Source organism: Nostoc sp. JL33 (assembly GCF_017114985.1).
Lineage (GTDB): Bacteria > Cyanobacteriota > Cyanobacteriia > Cyanobacteriales > Nostocaceae > Nostoc.
Genome location: NZ_JABXKP010000008.1, coordinates 109,779 through 130,347, shown reverse-complemented (window position 1 = coordinate 130,347; position 20,569 = coordinate 109,779). Strand labels below are relative to the sequence as shown.

Genomic DNA, 20,569 nt, shown 5'->3' with positions numbered 1-20,569 from the left:
GTTTTGGTAGACAGCAACGTTATCCTCGACATTCTTACCGAAAAAGTAAATTCGATAATCTAATACGCTATCATCTACCAGAACACAAGGCGCGTAGGCGTAGCCCGTCGTAGACATCGCATTTTAACGGCTCGCACTCTTCATTGCATCTGCGATCGCATCTAAAATTCACGTTATTTTACGAATGCGAATACTTTTAGATGAAATAACAGTAAAAGCTCCTAATAATTCATCTGCGTGTTCATTAATGGCATTGGCAATCATTTCTGCTCTATCACTTGAAGATAAACCGAATAACCGAATTAACACCACGCCTGCCGCAATTCGACGCAAACTGAATGGGAACAAAATCTCCATCACCTACCAGAACACAAGGCGCGATCGCTTTTCATTACCTTCTGATTAGTCTGCAAATAATTCTGTAGCAAATCGCAACCCCGCGTAAGCAATTTTTCCAGTTGGATATCTGCCAAATCTCGAAATATTACTGTGCCATTGCCACTACCCGCAGCCAAAGTTTTACCGTCATGGCTGAAACTGACGCTGGTTAACTCATTCCTATCACCTTTCAAAGCAATCAGCAATGTCCCTTCTCGCTTCCAAATCCTTACTTTGTCATCACTGCTAGCTGCTAGAGTCTTGCCATCGGGGCTAAAACTCACACTGATGAAACTATCGCCATCGCCCGCAAGATTACTTAACAAATCACCGTCCCGGCTCCAAATCTTCACTGTGCTATCAATACTAACTGAAGCGATCGCTTGTCCATCAGGCGACCAAGCAACCCCATTTACCCGGCGGCTATGACCATTTAAGGTGTATAGGAATTTACCATCTGCACTCCAGATTTTCACTGTTTTGTCATCACTGGCTGAGGCTAGCAACTTGCCATCTGGGCTAAAGCTTACCCAATTCACTGCATCTTGATGTCCCTGCAAGGTGTTGAGCAGTTTACCGTCGAGACTCCAAAGCTTCACAGTTTTATCTTTACTAGCCGAGGCAATTACTTTACCATCAGGCGACCAAGCTACACCCAAGACGGCATCTTGATGTCCCTGTAAGGTGTTGAGTAATTTACCGTCGAGACTCCAAAGCTTCACCGTTTTATCTTTACTAGCGGAAGCAATTACTTGACCATCGGGGCTGAAACTAACGCCCCAAACTTGACCCTCATGCCCCGTGAATGTACGGAGTAGTTTACCATCTCGACTGAAAAGTTTTATAGTTTTGTCTCGACTTGCTGCTGCTAAGGTGCGATCGTCTGGACTAAAACTGATGCTAGTTACCCAGTCATCATTATCAGCTTTGGGCTTTCGCAGCAGCACATCATCCCAATGCCAGAGTTTAATAGTTTTGTCTCGACTTGCAGAAGCGAGGGTGCGACCGTCTGGGCTAAAACTGATGCTATTCACCCAATTATTATGTCCCTTCAGGGTTCCGAGCAACACACCTTCAAAACTCCAAAGTTTGATTGTCTCGTCGGTACTTGCGGAAGCGATCGTCTTACCATCAGGGCTAAAACTGACGCTGGTAACTCCAGCACTATGCCCCGACAAGGTTCGTAGTAGTTTACCCTCCAGGTTCCATAGTTTAATTGTCTGGTCTAAACTAGCAGAAGTAATAGTTTTACCATCGGGCGACCAAGCTATGCTTTTGACTGCATCCTCATGTCCCTCTAAGGTTTTGAGCAGCTTACCATCCCGACTCCACAATTTTACCGTCTTGTCAGCACTCCCGGAAGCAAGAGTTTTACCATCGGGCGACCAAGCGACACTTAAGACTGCACCATCATCTAAGAGCAAAGTTTTGAGTAGCTTGTTATCCCGACTCCAAAGTTTTATTGTCTTGTCGCTACTCGCTGAAGCAATAATTTGACCATCAGGGCTAAAACTAACACTATTCACCACACCCTGATGCCCTAAGAGAGTAGCAAGTAGTTGACCGTCCCGACTCCACAGTTTTACTGTCTTGTCTTGACTGGCGGAAGCAATTATTTGACTATCGGGGCTAAAACTGACGCTATTAACTACATCTTCATGCCCCGACAAGGTTTTAACTAAGCTACCATCGGGATGCCAGAGTTTAATTGTATTATCCGCACTGGCTGAAGCAATTAAAGTGCCATCGCGACTAAATATAACACTATTTACTCCAGACAAATGCCCTTCTAAGCGGTTATATTCTCTTACCCCAGAAACTGCTTGATAGAGTGCTGTCTGTACTTCCTCTCTTGTATAGGAATCTACCCAGACTGTTTGTTGTAATTTTCTTCCCGCTTTTAAAGCTTCCATTAAAGCATCAATACCTTTTTGCGAGGCAAAGAGGGCTTCACTGGATGCACTCAGGGTTTTAATTTCGCTATCTACTGCTGTGACTATGGAAACACTTAATCCTAATATGGCCAGAACACAAGCAGTCAGGGCCATTTTCAACGAACGATTTAATTGAGCTTCACTAATCCTTTGTTTCTTTTGACTTTCTGCAAGTTTAGCTGTTAACTCTTTTTCTTTAAGTTCAGCCCGCAATTGCTCAATTTCTAACTGACTCAATTCTTCCCGCTTGTGTAACTCTCGCAATTCTGTTAATAAGTCCAAACCCGTGTGCGGATGAGAATCTACCAGTTTAGAACGCTGCTTTTTTTGGCTAAGTTCGCTTTTAAGTCGTTCAATCTCAGCTTGGCTTTGTTCTACTTTTTGGCGTAGCTGGTTTAATTGTACCTGTAAGCTCGATTCTTGTTGTTGCAGGTAACGAATCAAGTCTACTAAATAATCGTGAATCAGTTGATAGCGTTCTGGTACATCAGGGAATAGTACCACTAAACCGGAGCTAACTAAAATCTCTAATACTAACTCTAAGTTACTCGCATCTTCCAACTCTGCTAGCTGTACCGCTAACTCAGCACGAGTTTTAAAAGGTCGGTTGTTACTTTCATCTGTTAATAAGTATAAGACGATTAAAGCGGCTCGTTCATTTTCTGGCCCGCAGTCTTTAATCAGTTCCTTAATATATCGTTCGATGAGTTTGTTAGGTCTATATGGCTGATATTCTTCTAGTGTAGTAATGCGCTCATCTTGAATTTGCGCTCCCACAACTTGCAATTCAATCGGGCGGACTTCTCCAAATTCTGTTGATAAATCTTCGATTAAGGCATCAATTAAAGCTGGTTCTAAATTAAACTGCGATCGCTCTGTTAATTTTCGGATAATTGCTTTGGCATATTCTGGCGAAAAGTTATTTAACTGGTAGCGGATATGCTTGTCGAGAATATTATTATTAATCGCTTCCAGTGCCGAAAGATGTTTAAAATCTAATAACCGATGTAAATAATCTTCTCGCAAGGAAAGGATAACTTTCACAAAGGGTATATTCAGGCAATCGCTGATAAATTTATCAAATTCTTGCTTTTGATGGCGATCGCTATAACCAAAGAAAAATTCCTCAAATTGGTCAAAAATTAAAACTGTGATCAAATGGTGATCAGCATTTTCTTTTAATTGCTGTAAAATACTAACGATGGTGAACGGTGTACCAGAGTAAGGCAAAGCCTCTGCTTCAATGGCTGCTTCTGACTTAATATCAGCATACACGGCAAGGGATGCGTCACTAGACATCGCCTCACTTAAAGATTTCCCTAATTCCCGCGCCCAATCGGTGTAAACTTGCAAGACCACAGGTACGGCTATTTGATCGCCAATCGCACGATTTTGCAGGGCTGGAACTAAACCCGCCGTGACAGTCGAACTCTTACCCACCCCTGATTGACCGTGAATCACCGTCAGCTTTTGATCGGCGCGGCTGATTCTGCCAATTAAGTTATTAATATCACGTTCTCGACCAGAAGCCGCAATTTCTAAAGCAACGCTGCTACTCCCAGAAGGTGACATCAATGCTGGGTTTGTCGCCTGTCTTTGGGGTTGCAAACGTCCGGCACCGATAAAAGCCCGAAAACCGTACTGTTGCTCAACAGAACGCCGTTTCTGTCGAATATAATAGGCTTCCAGATAGCGCCCTTCTTCAAAGTAGAGCGATCGCAGTCTCCGCAATAAGCGAATATAACGATGGGCATCGTATTGATGGGCACTGCTTTCTAAGGCTGCTGGTAGTTCTTTTGTCGCCTTGTCGAGGTATTCACGAGCTATTTCTAGCTCACCTAAATTTCGCTGGGCTTTCGCCAAAACTAAATAGTAAATTTGCCCCAATAATAATGGAAATAAGCAGTTGTAAGGGTCGTTGCGCTTTTGCGCCTCACCTAATTTCAGCAGTGAAACGTGTGCTAATATACTCGCCTGTACCCACCGCGACTGCTGCACAGCCACTTGTGCCAGAAAACCGTAGTCACAAGCTAATTCAATTTGAGTACCATAAGTTTGATGTAACTCCAGAGACTTTTGAGCAACCGTCTGCAACTCTTCCCACTCTTGCAGATATTGCAAAACTTCAGCGAGTTGATTAATGAATCCAGCAACTATATCTAAACGCCCAGCCACTTCTAAAACATTTAAGGATTGCTGAAAATAAGATTTAGCTGTGTACCAATGGCGGCGGTTTTCGGTTTGATTTTGCTCTGCAAAACGGCAATAACACAGCCCAATATAAAACAGTAAAATTCCCTCTCGCAAAAGTAGAGGAGATGGGCGATTAGGAGCCATAGGCAAAGAAAATACTTCCTCACCCTCCCCAGTCTTTTTATTCAATTTTGTTAGCGCAGCGTTAGCGAGTCCGCGTTCGCGCAGCGTCTCGTTGAGAGCGTCATTTTGAATTTTGAATTTTGAATTGATTTCTCTCCCTTCTGCCAACTTTTGCCAAACTTGTAAGCTTTGCTGAAAATGGTTTAAAGCTGGATGAATGCGATCGCTAATATAATCATCTAGACCAAAAACAAATTCTAAACTAGCGTCTAATTCTGGCTCTAAGGTAATACCACGATTGTGTAACTCTCTAATCGCAAAGTGGAGTTCATAGCTATGTTTCCAGACTTGCTCCACAGTGGAATAATGCTTTGCAACTTCAGGAGGTTGCTGTTGTGCAGCATCGCTTGGTAACACCGTGGCAAATAAAGAGTCAGTTTCCTGTTGCAAAAATTGCAGCAGTGAGTCAGTTGTCATTTCAAACCGAATCGGTGTCGCCGCCCAACTTGCAAAATCTGGTGCTAAACGCACTACCTTTTGCAACACTTCCTCATTCATCCAGACAATCATCGGGAATGCGTGGCGTTTGCGAAATTCATCACGAATATGATTGATAGACCTCAATAGATCATCAAGTCCATCTACTGACTCTAAACCCAAAATCATCAACGCCGATGGCGGATTCTTTTCGGTTAGGAGTTGTAAATGAATACTTGTGTAAAGACTTCTAGCATTCTGCGGCAGAACTACCTTTTGAATTCGATGTACTCCTGAAGAGAGTTCTTCGAGTCGTTGCAAGATTCGCTCTTGCAAAACTCGATAATTGCAGCACACCAAAACCAGGGAGAATTGACCATTAGAAAGGGCAATTGCTCTCCCCAAACTTCGCAAAGCACGCTCATTAGCTGCTTGTACATCTACTTGTGGGTGTCGTTCAACCATGACTTAAATTTTTCTGTCTCTGCTAAAACTGGGTTGACGGCAAACCAAGCTCCTTGATGATCGCGGTATTCAAATACAAATAAACTTCGCAATAGGGTGTAGTATTCTATATCACCTCTAACTCTCTGCTGTTGCACTACCTGAAAGATTAATTCCCACTCATGAGGATCGATAGCGTTAGTTCGGTAATCCCGTTGTCTTCGGATTACCAGATCGACACACTCCCGATCAAAGGGTGGATCTTGTTCTCGCAGACAGTCAAATAGCAACCCTAGCAAGTCGCGTACATGACCACCACTAATCAGGCACAATCGATCTAAGGTTTCCAAACTATCAAACACTTCTGTAATTAAGCCTAACCGATCGCTAGGTAAATTGTCGGGAAAAGCTCTAGCTAGCACCATTTGCCGTAACATTGTTAACCCTTGAGGGAAAATCTCCCCAGAGCGCAAACGTACAGGTATCATCGGTAACACTTTTGGCGCGACTCCTCCCCCCAAACGATGCTGAAGTTCGGCGCTATCGTTGGAGAAAGTCAGCGCTAAGGGAATAGTGTAGACGACATGACAATTTAGTTTGCGTAACTGTTCACCACGCTGAATAAATAAATATTCTGGCAGCGATCGCCCCGATGGTAAAGGTCGAATTGCGACTCTATCTAAGTTATCAACAATTACCACCAATCCTTTTTTACCCCTAGCTTTCAGTTGCTTAGTGGCAGGTTCTAGCAATTCTTGATTAATTGACTGTAAAATATTTGCTGTTCGCGGTTCCAAGTAATCTCTTAACCGCCGCCGCAATTGCGGACTTTCTTTAGCCTTAGCTGTAATTTTGGCAATTCCCACAGACAACTCTGCTTCCACCCCAAGTTCAATTGGCGTTTGCAGAAAATCCACGAGTTCACCAAACAACTTAGTAAAGTAGCGAGGTTTAAACCTGATTTTCATCGCTTCTAAGCTTTCGCTTACCTGTCCAGCGATCGCTAACAAAATATCAGTCACATCCACATCTGCCATTTCTAAGACATGGGTAGACTCAAAGTAAACTACATGGAATTGCTGCACTTCTAACTCAGCTTTCAGGCGCAACAACTCCGTTGATTTTCCACAGCCGAGATGTCCTGTAAATAGTTGACAGGTTGGAGCATCCGGGGATATTCTAGCGATCGTGCGTTGCAAAGCTTCGATAATTTTGCCACCCCGCACCGCAGCAAAATCGATATAGTATCTGCGATCGCTGGCATTTCCTATAATTAGAGGTCTGCTGGGATTGCAAGCCTGATAAAATCTTTCTAAATCTAGGAGCATAACTAATCGAGTTCACTTAGGAATAAGGATGAAAAAATCTGCTAAATAAATATATTCGTTTTAGGGAATTTCTCCCTTCATTTAAGTACATCTCCCTCAAAATACTAACTAAATTAGCAGCATCCCGGCTGAATTGTCATATCTAGGTTTCATATAGCACAAAGCAATGCTGATATTTGATTTTAAATAAGTAGAAATACTACTATAAGTAAAAGTAGGAGAAATACCGCATTTTAAATAAGGTACTCTTATCAATATTAAAAATATTCCACACAAAAAAAGGTACTGTTAAGTACAATTTTGTAACGCTCTTAAATATATAGCGGTTCCAATACGGTTCGGTTAAGGCAAGAGACGCGATAAATCGCCGTCAAGACAAAGGACTGATTATTGTAAAGACGGCGATTTATCGGGTCTTTGGGATCTAGGACGTGTCATTAAAACCTCGTTAAGAGCCTCTGGCTAGAAATGCAGATCAAAAGCGGCTCTGCCGCAAGTCTTGAGGCGGAGCCTCAACGACGGGCATTCCCAGTCGGAGACTGGGAACGAGACAATCTCTAAATGCTGCTTCTAGACTAACTTTCACCTTAAGTTGACACGCATGAGCAATGCACTTTACCCCTACGACAGATTCGGTTTTTCCATCACACATATTTGTTTAGTGTTTTCTGTCAATTATTAAGTTCTGATTCCTTAAAGTGATAATTTGTTCCTTAAAGCCATGATTTACTCCTTAACGCGATGGGTTACGCCTTAACGCCATTCTTTGCTCCTTAAAAAGACGAGTTTTTTCTTAAAAAGACGAGTTTTTTCTTAAAAAGATGATTTTTTTGTTAAAAAGACGAGTTTTTTCTTAAAAAGATGATTTTTTTCTTAAAAAGACGAGTTTTTTCTTAGAAAGACGATTTTTTTCTTAAAAAGATGATTTTTTTCTTAGGGATTTCCAAGAAATAAATTATCCAAAGAAACGTAGACGCGGAGCGGCTTGCCGCAGGCTACCACTCCAGACGCAGAGAACACAGAGAGAAGAGAAATAGAGAGGATTTTAGCCTCAGTTTTGGGATATTTTTTTATTTGGAAGTCCCTTAAAAAGATGATTTTGTTTATCAAAGGGCTACGGTGTACCACAAGTCTAAAATAGCTGATTAACCAAGGCTTTACCCCACCCTAACCCTCCCCGATGTATTGGGGAGGGAACTGGATTTGCTTCTTGTTTCCCACCAATGCATCGGGGGGATTAAGGGGGGTAATTCGACTTGTGTGTACACTTTGATTCTTGCTCCCCAACGCTAGTAGGGAAGGGGTTGGGGGTTAGGTTTGAAAGAAAATTGCACGCAGCGTGAAGTAATCTACAATCCCATTGAGTATAAAATTACCCGGTCATGCAGCTTATCGGGTAAAATATGCTTTAGCACGGCTCCAAGTTTGGCATCTTGTCCAACAAGATAACGTGTCTTAGGTTGTTTTGCAGTCAGCGCATGGACAACAGCCTGAGCAACAATATCCGCAGAAATTCCCTTAGATGCGAGAATTTGCATTTTTTTACGTACAATATTCATCGCCTGTCCGTAAAGACTTTGTGCCGATTCTGGTAAATCGTGCTGTGCTATTTCAGATTGACTTAGGGACTTTTCCCAGATTGGAGTAGCGATCGCACCAGGTTCGATAATAGAAACCGAGATTCCCCAAGATCGCAACTCCATCCGCATGACATCAGTGAGTCCAACGAGCGCAAACTTTGACGCATTGTAAGCTCCCATGAACGGGGCAGGACTTCTACCAGAAATCGAACCCATATTGACAATTCGGCCCCGACTCTGGCGTAATAGACCAAGAAATGCTTGTGTGACTGCTAATTGTCCAGTAACATTAACCTGCATCTGGTGTTGAAATTCTGCGATCGCTAACAATTCCAACGGCCCAGGAACAGCAATTCCGGCATTATTCACTAAACCTAAAATCCCAGCATCACCGACTGCATTTGTTACCTTATCAACAGCAGCTGCGATCGATTCAGCATCAGTAACATCTAAAAAAATCGGAATCAGCCTTTGTGACCCTTTTTGTTTAAGTGCTTGAGCATCAACATCTTGACGCACGCCAGCAAAAACAGAGAAGCCCAACTGGTCTAAAAGCAAAGCACACGCCTGACCAATTCCTGTTGAAGCTCCAGTAACCACTACTGTGCGTTGATTTTCTGTAACCATTAATTTTCTTTTTTTTTATGATGGGACTGCCGTAATTACGAATTAGTATCAATCTTTGCAAGTACCAGCGCGAAGGCAATCTTCGGTTTGGTCATCTCTAGCTGATATTTGCCACGGCAATATGCCTGACTGAGTATTTGTGTTGTAAGCAATTAGAGCAGCTATTATGGGAAACTGGTTTTTAACACACGGCACGTCACTACTAAAAGTATTGCCTAGCTCAACATTGTATAAATAAACAGGCAATGCCATCAGGGCAATGCAAATTGTCCGATTCATACTCAACCTCAGCTAAAAATTTCCGATTGCGTTATGTATAGATAGATGCCACATTCATGAACCGGATTTTTAAAACTGAGTATTATATGCTGATGTAGTGTCAATTTACTCAGCGCTACTAGCCGCAGAGACGTGATTTCTAAATTATCGGTTCCACCCTTGTTTTAGGTTAGGCATTGCTTACAAGATGACTTCCTACTAACTTATGCAGATGCAATCCCAAAAAACAGGACAAAAAACCCACAGCACCCAAAAACATATCTTGGTAACTGCATTCCCCGAATAAAATAATAAAGAGTCCTGAGTTAAAAGACTGCTCACTTATTACTCATTACTCATTAGACCTCTTGCATAAATCAAAAATAAGAACCCCACCCCGCCTTTGACTTACGTCAAATTCTCCCCTCCCCGTCTGCGGGGAGGGGCTGGGGGTGGGGTGTTAGGGACTTTTGCAAGAGGTCTATTACTCATTAACTCAGCACTCAATTATAAATGTAGCCTACTACCTGACTCATGACGCCTTCACAAGACGTAGATACTCTAAACGTTCCGAACATTGACCCAGAAGAATATGGTAACTCAGACACCGATCCTCTTGATGAGTTACCAGATGAAATCGAAATGTCCCTTTTCGACCACCTAGAAGAGTTGCGACAACGGATTTTCTATTCGCTGATTGCTGTAGCAGTGGGGATTATTGGCTGTTTCTTTGCCGTTAAGCCGATTGTCCAGTTACTTGAGGTTCCAGCACAAGGAGTAAAATTTCTCCAACTTGCACCCGGAGAATATTTCTTTGTCTCCGTGAAAGTTGCAGCCTACACTGGTTTCATACTTACTAGCCCTTTCATTCTTTACCAGATTATTCAGTTTGTGGTTCCAGGGCTGACTCGCCGCGAACGCCGTTTACTTGCGCCTGTGGTTTTGGGTTCGAGTGTGCTATTTGCTGCTGGGTTAGTATTTGCTTATTTACTGCTTATTCCCGCAGCTTTGAAATTTTTCATCAGCTATGGAGCAGATGTAGTCGAACAACTTTGGTCAATTGATAAATATTTTGAATTTGTGCTGCTACTATTATTCAGCACTGGTTTAGCATTTCAAATTCCGATCATCCAACTGTTGCTCGGTAATTTGAATATTGTCTCCTCTGAACGGATGGTTTCTGGTTGGCGTTACGTGATTATGGGAGCAGTGGTTTTAGGAGCCGTTCTCACACCTTCTACTGACCCCCTAACTCAAAGTCTCTTAGCGGGAGCAGTTTTAGCCCTTTATTTTGGTGGTGTTGGACTGGTTAAGCTCACAGGTAAATAATAATATTCTCAAATATTCGCAATCAGTCCATTGGGAATAGCTTTGATCAGACTATCAAAAATATTAATTACATCAGCAATTGAATCTAAAAAATGCTGAAAATTTCGAATGTCTGTGGCTGCCGCGTTGAGTTTATCGGTAGCTCCAACAATTCTTGACATGGGACTATTTACATTTGTCTCTAGCAAGTAATCCAATTGTAAGGCCATAATTTTTCCACTTAATTCGCTTTCTTGAATTTCTAGTTTCTCCCACTTTTTTTGAGCCTCTTGAAAGTCAGAACTAGATATTTTATTATGGTTGTGAGCATCTAAAGCTTGGCTACTGCTTATATTGATTGACTCTGATAGCTTCTCTCTGCACTTTTTGAGATCATCAATGTTAAGCTTCTTGTCGGAAACTGCTTTACCAGTCATAATATTATTTCTCTATCTATTTGTTTGTACTTTTTTTGGGTTTTTCATCAAACTTAGCAAGCAACGGACTTACTTGGCTGATATATTCTTTCGTAACTTTCCTTACTTGCGCTAACTCAGATGGGTTGATTTTCTGGTTTAGAAAAGCTGAAGTTTGAGCGTTTATACTTTCCGTTTCTTTAGCAAAGTATTTTCCGCATTCGGATTTTTGTTGTGGCGATAGTTGTTCTTTATTATTATTAAAAATGAGCTTAAGTTTAGCATGAAACTCGGCAGTTTTTCGGATAGTTGTCACATAAGCTGCTCCATCTTTCTTCTTACTAATAACCTTGTCGATTTCTGTGCGTTCTTTCTGCTCAAGTTCCATCTGTTGGTCTTGCAAAGATGCGAAAGCTTCAGGCTCTCCAGAATTTTTATAAGAGCTATTTACTACATTATTTAATCGTCCACCATAAAAAGCGTAATGTTCGGATATTTTCTCAATTTCACGATCAAGAAGATCATTCACATAGTTTTCATCAAAGAAGCTTGCCAAACCATTAGCATAGGGTTGAATATATTCGTCAGTACAAATAACCGCAGCTTTCAAGTTGCTTCTTTGGAAGTCACGCAGGCTCAAGTTAGTCAGAAAATTAGCGATCTGTAACCCGGCATTGATCGTATTATCGTCAATCTTAGCCGTGCCAGTATTCGTTTTAACCTCTAAGTTCTTCAGTGCATTAGCGATCGCTGTATATTTTTCATTAAACGCAGCTGTATCTTGGGCTGCAAGCTCACCTACAGACCTGACGTAACCCACAAGAACACTACCCGCTGTATTAGCCCGTTCAGAGTTTGGTCGATACAGCTGATCGCAAACCTTTAATTGCTCCTGCATGTTTTTCCTATCTGCAAACCAAGAGGCTCTACGGGCGCAAGAATCATAAATATCGGCGGATACTTTATCGTTGGCAGTCTCCAACTTAGCCGCCTGAAGTCCAAAATTTTCAGCCATCTTCAGATCATTATTATTTCCGCAACTCCCCAGCATTATAGAGACGGGAATTATAGCAAAAGCAATTTTGAATATTGAAAAACTTTTATTGAGCATTGTTTCACTAAGGAACGTGGATTAAATAACTTGCAATTTTGAGTGTCGTTGGGGTTTAGCAGTATAGTTTCACTGTGGCACTTTTTTTTCTGGCTTTTTGCTTTTATCTAAACCATAATAGGTTAAATTTTATCTATAGAAAATCTATATAACTAATATTTTTTTCAGATAAACCTCATATAAAAACTCATCCTCAGAATTATTTATAACTCGCGTAAACGGCGTATGTTGTCGGGCTTGACCGTAGGAGTGTTGGCTCGGTAGCGCTGTAATCTTGTGACTTCAAAAAACAATAGGGATAATTCATAATAATCAGATGCCTTTAGGCGAAACTAGAAACGGTGGCAGAAAAAGTAAAACCTATGTCAGTAAATCACAAAGTTTTCTTCAAGAGCGATTGCCATTAGCAGGAGAATTGTACATGTAGCTAGTTATCGTAAATTAAAGGGTTTAAGACCCCTACGTCTACACGTAGAATCAGTTTCAGTCGGGGTTTAAATCCCGGCCTGAAAATGTCTTTAATTTTGAATTTTGAATTTTGAATTTTGAATTGTTAAGAGGCTTTGTAGGACGTTGTGTAGCGGCGATTTGTCATCAAGGGGTAAGCTTTTGGGTGACGTTTGCGAACCTGTGCTTCACTTCTGCCGGGGCGATCGCCTGAATTAATAACTAGAACCTATCCCACTAATGTGCGACTCAAACTTCATTCCTTCACAGCTACTCGTCAAAGAGGGGAGAGTGAAAAGTTACAACTTTCCACCCCGTCAAATTGCCTATTTGATCTCGGAAGTTTTAGTTTTGGGAGTAGTTCTAGACGATAGAGAAGTTCTATTAATTCAGCCAGATAAGGGATGTAGCGGTGGGCAAAAGAATTTTATAGCACGTTATGGTATTTTTGGATAAAAAATACTGTAATTACTCAGAAATTTATTAAAATTAATGCAATAGCGGGTCATAATATCCATTCCGAAGCGCGATCGCCTAAATCTAGAGGAATGCTGACAGCTTTACCGAGCCGAGGGCGATCGCGTGTTTGGGCAATAAATGTCTGTACTTGTGTTGACCCACCCAAGGCATGAAGATAATTAGCAATGCTATCAAGATGCTCTTGGTACTCCGCCTCATTCAAGGGAAAAGAAGCTTGCTCCAGATATTTCCACATGACTTGCAAAAATATCTTTCCCTGTGCCCGCCGGAACTGGACATCGTAAGAGTATCCCCACTTATCAAGCAACATCTGACGTAATTCCTGTCCTGTCATAGCTTTTCTCAATCAGATTTTACATTTAGTTATGATGTTAAGTTCCGTGACTCCAGTATGATAAGGATATAAAGAAATGTAATGCTAACAGAAAAGATGCTTGATATATCTTGGAACAGAGAAGTATGGCATCGTTGTGAGCGCTAGCATTTCGACTTAGACAAGAGTTGCTCAAGTACTAGTACTTTTGTCAAAATGCTTAACAAAATACACAAAGAGCGCGTAGATTATGGCTCAATTTTCTGAATCAGCAGACGTGCCCGATATGGGGCGTCGTCAGTTCATGAATTTGCTCACTTTTGGGACTGTCACTGGAGTAGCTCTGGGTGCATTGTATCCCGTTGTCAAGTACTTTATTCCACCTGTTAGTGGTGCTGCTGGTGGTGGTGCAACGGCAAAAGACGAGTTAGGTAACGATGTTAGCGTCAGTAAATTTCTAGAAAACCGGAATACAGGCGATCGCAACCTAGTCCAAGGGCTAAAGGGAGATCCTACCTATATTGTGGTAGACAGCAAAGAGGCGATCAAAGATTATGGGATTAACGCCATCTGCACCCACTTAGGTTGTGTTGTCCCCTGGAACGTTGCAGAGAACAAGTTTAAATGTCCTTGTCATGGTTCCCAGTATGACGAAACTGGTAAAGTTGTTCGGGGCCCAGCACCCCTGTCTTTGCCTTTAGCCCATACCAAAGTAAACGACGACAAAATCGTTTTGACCCCTTGGACTGAAACCGACTTCCGCACAGGTGATGCACCTTGGTGGTCTTAATCAGTGCTGAGTTATGAGTGCTGAGTAAGGGATGAGGGAGTGAGAGAGTTGGGAGTGAGGGAGTGAGGAAGTTGGCAGAAACCAATGCCCAATGCCCAATGCCCAATGCCCAATGCCCAATGACCAATGACTAATGACTAATTCAATCGTTGCCCTTATTAGAGATGAGAAATGTTTTCTTAAGAGCGAGGTTAACTCGCAGTGCTAGAGCGATCATAAAAACATTGCTCATAGCGATCGCTACTGTGACATTTTACTTCACCAGCGATCTAGCCCTTCCCCAATCAGCTGCCGCCTATCCCTTTTGGGCACAGCAAACCTATCCCGAATCCCCCCGCGAACCAACCGGGCGGATTGTTTGTGCCAACTGTCACCTAGCAGCCAAGCCTACAGAAGTGGAAGTTCCCCAATCGGTGCTACCTGACACTGTATTCAAAGCTGTGGTGAAAATTCCTTACGATCTGAGCGCCCAGCAAGTTGGTGCTGATGGTTCTAAGGTTGGCTTGAACGTCGGCGCTGTGCTGATGCTACCCGAAGGCTTTAAGATTGCTCCCGAAGATCGTCTTTCCGAGGAACTTAAAAAAGAAGTTGGCGACACTCCTTTCCAACCCTACAGCGAAGACAAAGAAAACGTCGTCATCGTCGGCCCTTTACCAGGTGAACAGTATCAGGAAATCGTCTTCCCTGTTCTTTCTCCCAACCCCGCAACTGACAAAAACATCCACTTCGGTAAATATTCAGTTCACTTAGGTGCTAACCGGGGACGCGGACAAGTTTATCCCACTGGCGAAAAAAGCAACAACGCTGTTTACAACGCTTCTGCTACTGGCACAATTAGCAAGATTGCCAAAGAAGAAGATGGAGACGGTAACGTTAAATATCTAGTCAACATCCAACCTGAATCTGGTGATGTTGTCGTTGATACGATTCCTTTAGGGCCAGAACTGATTGTTTCCGAAGGGCAAGCGGTTAAGACTGGTGAAGCTTTGACCAGCAACCCGAATGTCGGTGGATTCGGTCAACATGATGCAGAAATCGTATTGCAAGACGCTTCTAGAGTTCAATGGTTGATTGCGTTCATCGCTCTTGTAATGTTAGCTCAAGTTATGCTGGTGCTGAAGAAGAAGCAGGTTGAGAAAGTCCAAGCTGCTGAGATGAATTTCTAAATTCTTTGCTAAATCATTATTTGTAGGACAGGCATCTTGCCTGTCTTTTTTATATGTTATTTACACGAACCCTAGAATTTTGGGACTTAACTGCTAGTAAACTTTGAGCGTAAATGCTTTAAAATCACAAACAAAATAGACCTTTGTCAAAAATAATTTATAGGATAATAAGTGTTTATAAAAAAATCTGTTGATAAGTCAATGTAATTTGCCAACTAACTATGGACGCTAGGGAACTAATTCAACGTTATGCTGCTGGTGAAAGAGACTTCACAGGAATTAGCATCGAAGGAAACGATCTAGAAAATTCTGATTTACCAGGAATTATTCTCAGGGATGCTATGCTATACACCATCAATCTACGGAATGCCAATTTAGAAGGTGCTGTTCTAGATGGTGCGCGATTGGATCTCGCTGATTTAGAAGGGATTAATCTTGAGGGTGCTAGTTTAGTTAAAGTTGATTTGGGTGAAACAATTCTGTCAGGAGCAAATTTATGTAATGCCGATTTGAGGGGTGCAGGATTACTGGAAGCCAGTTTGAACGATGCTGATTTGAGAGAAGCCAATCTTGAAGGTGCAACAGCTTTCTCTGCTTTGTTTAGTCATGCAAACCTCCGAGGGGCAAACATGAAGGGGATTAATCTCACATCGGGGTCTTTGGAGAGAGCTACGCTCAGAGGAGCCGACCTAAGTCAAGCTGATCTGAGCTATGTGACATTGAATGGGTGTATCTATGACTCAGAGACAATATTCGACAATTGTATTTTTCCACCAGATCCAGTACAGTCTCCAAGAACTTTGTCTAGCGATGAGATTTACCCAATATTAGTAGCTCAAGGAGCTATACAGATTGCTGCTGGCGCTCAACTGCAAGGGTTGGATCTAAGAAATACTGATTTAAGCGATGCCGATTTGAGTACAGCAAACTTAAGCCAAGCTAATTTGAATGGTGCTGACCTCAGTGGTGCGTCCCTCTTTCAAGCCAATCTCGAAGGTGCAGATTTAGATTATGCGGATTTGACCGACGCAGACGTTGAGCAAGCTAGCCTAATTGACGCCCAGACGAGAATGGCTATTTTTTGTAATACCACTATGCCTGATGGGACTATACGCGATGATAGTTGTGCGGAAGAAGAGGTTGAAGACGAAGAAACTATGCATGAAACTTAGATATTTATATCCAAATTACCTTTGGCAGGATATGTACTTAGTCAAAAATATTTATATTAACTTATGGAAGTCCCTAATAGACATCTCCGAAAAAGAATGTAGAGACGTAGCAGTGCTACGTCTCTACAAGGGTTCTGGGTAACGCATATTTAATTTATGGAGATGTCTAATGTTTATGAAGCTAATGAAGATGAAGGCATTATCATGAGCCTTTTTCTTGACTTTCTATTGCTCTTGTGATGTTAGCTCAAGTTATGCTGGTGCTGAAGAAGAAGCAGGTTGAGAAAGTCCAAGCTGCTGAGATGAATTTCTAAATTCTTTGCTAAATCATTACTTGTAGGACAGGCTTGTTGCCTGTCTTTTTTAATGTTAGTTACACAAAACCTAGAAAATTGGGGCTTAACTGCTAGTATTTGAGCGTAAATGCTTTAAAAACACAAACAAAATAGACCTTTTTCAAAAATATTTTATGGAAGAATAAGTGTTTAAATAAAATCTATTAATAAGTAATCTACTAGTGTTTTAAACATCCTGATGTATGTCAATTAACATTCTGCATATATTCCAGCCAGCAGCTTTTTTGGGCGACTTTCCCAAGCAATTTTATCCAGAATTTTTCCGTTTAATATTCTCTCTAAGGATGTTGTACATAAAAATAAAATTCTGCATAACACCAAAGATTATATGGAATTTTTCCCTATAATCACCCTCTAAAGAGTAGTTATATGGAAAAATTTTGTACAATATCCAAATCTGCATGTAACATATAGCAGTCCTAAAGGATTCGTGAACTTCTTTCCTTCTTCTCTTGGCGCTCTTCTCTACGAGAGGCTGCGCTGTTTACCTAGTGTCTCGAAGAGAAGGCGGCTTCTCTTCGAGACGCGAAGCACGAAGGCGGTTCGATAATTTTTACAACTTCAATAGGATTGCTATAGAAAATTTCCGTACTGGAGACACGACATGGATGGAACAGCCTTAGTTGTGGGCGCGAGCGGCATCATCGGCAGCAATCTTGCCAGAGAACTGATCGCCAATGGATGGACGACCTATGGGTTGGCCCGAAATCTTAAAAAAGGGGTGGAAGGGTTACGTCCTGTTGCTGCCGATCTGCTCGATCTAGCTAGCCTGAAAACTGCGCTGTCAGACATTGCCCCGACGCACATCTTCATCACGACGTGGATGCGTAATGCGACCGAGGCCGAGAACGTCAGGGTCAACGGCACGATGGTTCGCAATATACTGGATGTTCTGTCACCGAAGGACTCAGTGCAGCACGTCGCCCTCGTCACCGGCCTCAAGCACTATCTCGGGCCATTCGATGCATACGCCAGGGGCGGATCGCTGCCAGAAACTCCATTGCGCGAGGAGCATCCCCGGCTCGACATCGAAAATTTCTATTATGCTCAGGAAGATGAGGTCTATGCCGCCGCCGCCCGTGACGGTTTCACCTGGAGCATTCATCGCCCTCACACTGTGATTGGAAAGGCGGTCGGCAATTTGATGAACCTCGGCACGACGCTGGCCGTGTATGCCGCGATCTGCAAGGAAACCGGGCGCCCGTTCCGTTGGCCAGGTTCTGAAGCGCAGTGGAAGGGCATCTCCGACATGACCGACGCGCGGGTGCTGGCGAAGCATCTAGTATGGGCGGCGAAGACCGAAGCGGCCCACAACGAGGCGTTTAACGTCGTCAATGGCGACATCTTCCGCTGGATATGGTTGTGGGGGCGGCTGGCTGACTGGTTCGGCATCGATCCCATCGGGTTCGACGGCACAACCCACCCGCTCGAAGCCGAAATGGCGAATGAAGATGCTCTCTGGCGCGAGATCGCAAAGCAGCATGACCTCGCCGAGCCGGATCTGAGCCGTCTGTCGTCTGCATGGCACACCGATCTTGATCTTGGGCGTCCGATTGAGGTCATGACCGACATGTCGAAGAGCCGCAAACTCGGCTTCTCCATATACCAGAAAACGGACGAGTCGTTTTTTGACCTGTTCGAGCAACTACGCGCAGATCGGTTGATTCCGTAGAACCTCGGTGGATGGCACTGGTAGCGTTTTATGGGTGCCGAACGACAGGAACTCCGACTAACCAGCGGTTGCAGCGAACCTGCCGCGCGGGCCGCTGAACCTCGAATTCAAGAACTAATGCCGCCAGGAACCTCAGAAGTCAGACATTATCACCAGCGATGTCTACGACGGGCGTAGCTGCGGCACCAGTTTTTCTTTATCTTGTCTGGAAAGGCAACCTTAGAAATCGATGGTTCCCGCCAAGTGCTTTCCCAACACGAAGGTGTAGAAGTTCCACCTAATGTTCCTCATCAGATGCTCAATGAAGGAGAATCTAATTTAGAATTTCTAGTGATTTCACAACCTCCCAGTTATGGCGACAGGATTTTGAGCGATAGTATTAAATCTAGCCCTAGTTGAGTTGAGGTATTAGCCCGTGACAGTCTCAATAGAGTATATCCCCGTTACCCCGATTGAGTACCCACATGAGGACGGTAAGCCAATGGCTGAAGGTGATTTACAGCGCAAGTGTCTCGTATACGCTACCACTGTGCTGGAAATTTATTTTCAAAATCACCCAGATGTATACGTCGCTGGTAATCTATTTATTTACTACGAAAAAGGTTATCCAGAATCGGTTGTCGCACCAGATGTATTTGTAGTCTTTGGCGTAGAAAACCGTGACAGACGCTCTTACAAAACCTGGGAAGAAAATAATCAAACCCCAGATTTTGTTTTAGAGATTACCTCAAAAACCACCCGCAGCAAAGACCAAGGTGCAAAGAAAGGAATTTACGCCTTTCTGGGAGTGCGTGAATATTTTCAATATGACCCCACAGGCGATTATCTCAATCCCCAACTCCAGGGTTTACACTTGGTCGATGGGAATTATTTCCCAGTAGCAGCCAATACCCTGCCAAATGGTACTGTATCCCTACTCAGTCAAGTTTTGGGGTTAGAGTTACGCCTGGAAGCGGGAAAACTCCGTTTTTACAATCCAGCTACGAGTCAAATACTCTTAACCCATGAAGAGGAAGCAGCTGCACGACAAGCCGCAGAAGAGAAAGCGCAAAGATTAGCTGCTAAACTTCGAGAATTAAATATTGATCCAGATAACCTTTAGCTAACCGACAGTGTTAATAAAATAATCGGGTGAGTATGATTTACCCACCCTAATTATGATTACTGAAGTTAGACAATAATCTCAAAGCTCTTTGTTAATCTTGCGCCTGATGATTTGCATCTGAGCTTGCATATCAGCTTCTGTTAAAGGCATTGAATAGCCTTTAGAATTAGGGTCACGTTTGCTCATCAAAAAACGTAGAGCTTCGATGTCTTCGTGGTTTTCCACAACGTAAGCTCTCAACTCTGTAAAACTCATTTGCTGATAATTCTGGTTCATGGACAAACTTCCATTCGCCATTCGGGATAAACAATAATTTGCAGTTCTTCCGCAGATAGAATCTAAACTTCTCCGGTTTTGCCGTCAAATCGAAATAAGCAGATAGCTAAACTGTTCAGAGAAATTTTAAAGCAAGATCAGTATCTTTGCTGTATCAGTGTTTAAGAGCAATAAAGTATAAATGAAGTAACAACTTTTATTCTACTAATCAGTATTTTTTATGAAATTCTCGTATAAAGTTTTGGCAGTTTTAACTTCTTCTTTAGGTTTATTTTCAATCAATTTTGCTGTTTCTCTGCCTGCTCAAGCGTCAGTTGTATGTGAAGCTGGGACAATTAGTAATTATGAAAATGGTTCGTTGGCAAGTTGCATTCTTGGCCAAGATATGAACGTACAGGTTTCCAGCCCCAGTTCCGGGTCATCTAATTTTGAGTGCCAAGCCGAAAAAGGTATATCTTTTGATGATAAAGCACAGTTTACAAGTTGCCAGCTTTCACAGGAAATCAAACTTATAAAAGGTAACTCAATTGAAATATGCCCAGCAGAATATAAAGTAAATGTTTCAGTTTCAACTAATGGTATTCAATCCATTAGTTGTAGTCGTTAAGAGTATAT

19 protein-coding genes and 2 pseudogenes are annotated in these 20,569 nt (G+C 42.5%); 11 read left to right on the top strand and 10 right to left on the bottom strand.

The features are described from left to right. Window positions 1–168: 168 nt before the first annotated feature. The 6 genes from HWQ23_RS01660 to HWQ23_RS01635 form a co-directional block, all read right to left on the bottom strand. Complete coding sequence (locus HWQ23_RS01660; protein ID WP_292823020.1) at window positions 169–357, bottom strand: hypothetical protein; 189 nt, start codon at window positions 355–357, stop codon at window positions 169–171. After that, window positions 357–5,570: a WD40 domain-containing protein gene (locus HWQ23_RS01655; RefSeq protein ID WP_292823019.1), complete on the bottom strand. Its 5,214-nt coding sequence runs from the start codon at window positions 5,568–5,570 to the stop codon at window positions 357–359. Before HWQ23_RS01655 ends, HWQ23_RS01660 begins: the two co-directional genes overlap by 1 nt. Beyond that, complete coding sequence (locus HWQ23_RS01650) at window positions 5,546–6,877, bottom strand: P-loop NTPase fold protein (RefSeq protein ID WP_292823018.1); 1,332 nt, start codon at window positions 6,875–6,877, stop codon at window positions 5,546–5,548. The genes HWQ23_RS01655 and HWQ23_RS01650 overlap by 25 nt, the downstream gene beginning before the upstream one ends. A gap of 475 nt (window positions 6,878–7,352) precedes the next feature. Beyond that, on the bottom strand, window positions 7,353–7,529 hold the full coding sequence (locus HWQ23_RS01645; protein ID WP_292823017.1) for a hypothetical protein: 177 nt from the start codon (window positions 7,527–7,529) through the stop codon (window positions 7,353–7,355). 697 nt (window positions 7,530–8,226) lie between these two features. Beyond that, on the bottom strand, window positions 8,227–9,084 hold the full coding sequence (locus HWQ23_RS01640; protein WP_292823016.1) for an SDR family NAD(P)-dependent oxidoreductase: 858 nt from the start codon (window positions 9,082–9,084) through the stop codon (window positions 8,227–8,229). Window positions 9,085–9,132: 48 nt separating this feature from the next. Beyond that, window positions 9,133–9,363: a hypothetical protein gene (locus HWQ23_RS01635; protein ID WP_292823015.1), complete on the bottom strand. Its 231-nt coding sequence runs from the start codon at window positions 9,361–9,363 to the stop codon at window positions 9,133–9,135. A gap of 513 nt (window positions 9,364–9,876) precedes the next feature. Between HWQ23_RS01635 and tatC the strand changes: the two genes are divergently transcribed. Continuing rightward, window positions 9,877–10,671: a twin-arginine translocase subunit TatC gene (gene tatC, locus HWQ23_RS01630; RefSeq protein WP_292823014.1), complete on the top strand. Its 795-nt coding sequence runs from the start codon at window positions 9,877–9,879 to the stop codon at window positions 10,669–10,671. Between the two features lie 8 nt (window positions 10,672–10,679). Here the strand turns inward: tatC and HWQ23_RS01625 are convergent, their stop codons facing one another. Both HWQ23_RS01625 and HWQ23_RS01620 read right to left on the bottom strand, forming a co-directional pair. Further along, complete coding sequence (locus HWQ23_RS01625; protein WP_292823013.1) at window positions 10,680–11,087, bottom strand: hypothetical protein; 408 nt, start codon at window positions 11,085–11,087, stop codon at window positions 10,680–10,682. Window positions 11,088–11,103: 16 nt separating this feature from the next. Beyond that, window positions 11,104–12,177: a hypothetical protein gene (locus HWQ23_RS01620; protein WP_292823012.1), complete on the bottom strand. Its 1,074-nt coding sequence runs from the start codon at window positions 12,175–12,177 to the stop codon at window positions 11,104–11,106. Between the two features lie 750 nt (window positions 12,178–12,927). On the opposite strand from HWQ23_RS01620, the pseudogene HWQ23_RS01615 reads away from it, so the two are divergent. Further along, a pseudogene (locus tag HWQ23_RS01615) lies at window positions 12,928–13,057 on the top strand (tRNA-binding protein); the annotation flags it as partial. 72 nt (window positions 13,058–13,129) lie between these two features. Here the strand turns inward: HWQ23_RS01615 and HWQ23_RS01610 are convergent. Beyond that, the gene (locus HWQ23_RS01610; protein WP_292823010.1) at window positions 13,130–13,438 is read right to left on the bottom strand and encodes a DUF3067 family protein; all 309 of its coding nucleotides are present in this window, start codon (window positions 13,436–13,438) and stop codon (window positions 13,130–13,132) included. 229 nt (window positions 13,439–13,667) lie between these two features. Between HWQ23_RS01610 and petC the strand changes: the two genes are divergently transcribed. The 8 genes and pseudogenes from petC to HWQ23_RS01575 all read left to right on the top strand — a co-directional run bounded on the left by petC (window position 13,668) and on the right by HWQ23_RS01575 (window position 19,675). Next, window positions 13,668–14,207 (top strand): cytochrome b6-f complex iron-sulfur subunit, encoded by a 540-nt coding sequence (gene petC, locus HWQ23_RS01605; RefSeq protein ID WP_292823009.1) that lies wholly within the window; start codon window positions 13,668–13,670, stop codon window positions 14,205–14,207. Between the two features lie 164 nt (window positions 14,208–14,371). Continuing rightward, window positions 14,372–15,373, top strand: a complete 1,002-nt coding sequence (gene petA, locus HWQ23_RS01600; protein ID WP_292823008.1) for a cytochrome f — start codon at window positions 14,372–14,374, stop codon at window positions 15,371–15,373. A gap of 221 nt (window positions 15,374–15,594) precedes the next feature. After that, the gene (locus HWQ23_RS01595) at window positions 15,595–16,545 is read left to right on the top strand and encodes a pentapeptide repeat-containing protein (protein ID WP_292823007.1); all 951 of its coding nucleotides are present in this window, start codon (window positions 15,595–15,597) and stop codon (window positions 16,543–16,545) included. A 227-nt stretch (window positions 16,546–16,772) separates the two neighbouring features. Then, window positions 16,773–16,859, top strand: a pseudogene (locus HWQ23_RS33340) (hypothetical protein); the annotation flags it as partial. 646 nt (window positions 16,860–17,505) lie between these two features. After that, window positions 17,506–18,573 carry an SDR family oxidoreductase gene (locus HWQ23_RS01590; protein ID WP_292823006.1) on the top strand — a complete coding sequence of 356 codons (1,068 nt, stop codon included), beginning with the start codon at window positions 17,506–17,508 and terminating at the stop codon, window positions 18,571–18,573. A 30-nt stretch (window positions 18,574–18,603) separates the two neighbouring features. Next, window positions 18,604–18,750 (top strand): hypothetical protein, encoded by a 147-nt coding sequence (locus HWQ23_RS01585; RefSeq protein ID WP_292823005.1) that lies wholly within the window; start codon window positions 18,604–18,606, stop codon window positions 18,748–18,750. Next, window positions 18,751–18,972: a cupin domain-containing protein gene (locus HWQ23_RS01580; RefSeq protein WP_292823041.1), complete on the top strand. Its 222-nt coding sequence runs from the start codon at window positions 18,751–18,753 to the stop codon at window positions 18,970–18,972. A 16-nt stretch (window positions 18,973–18,988) separates the two neighbouring features. After that, window positions 18,989–19,675 (top strand): Uma2 family endonuclease, encoded by a 687-nt coding sequence (locus HWQ23_RS01575; protein WP_292823004.1) that lies wholly within the window; start codon window positions 18,989–18,991, stop codon window positions 19,673–19,675. 81 nt (window positions 19,676–19,756) lie between these two features. Here HWQ23_RS01575 and HWQ23_RS01570 read toward each other — a convergent pair whose 3' ends face one another. Next, entirely contained in the window at window positions 19,757–19,954 is a 198-nt protein-coding gene (locus HWQ23_RS01570) for a DUF6887 family protein (RefSeq protein WP_292823003.1), read from the bottom strand. A gap of 220 nt (window positions 19,955–20,174) precedes the next feature. Between HWQ23_RS01570 and HWQ23_RS01565 the strand changes: the two genes are divergently transcribed. Continuing rightward, window positions 20,175–20,561, top strand: coding sequence for a hypothetical protein (locus HWQ23_RS01565; protein WP_292823002.1), 387 nt, complete (start codon window positions 20,175–20,177; stop codon window positions 20,559–20,561). The last annotated feature ends 8 nt before the right edge of the window (window positions 20,562–20,569 follow it).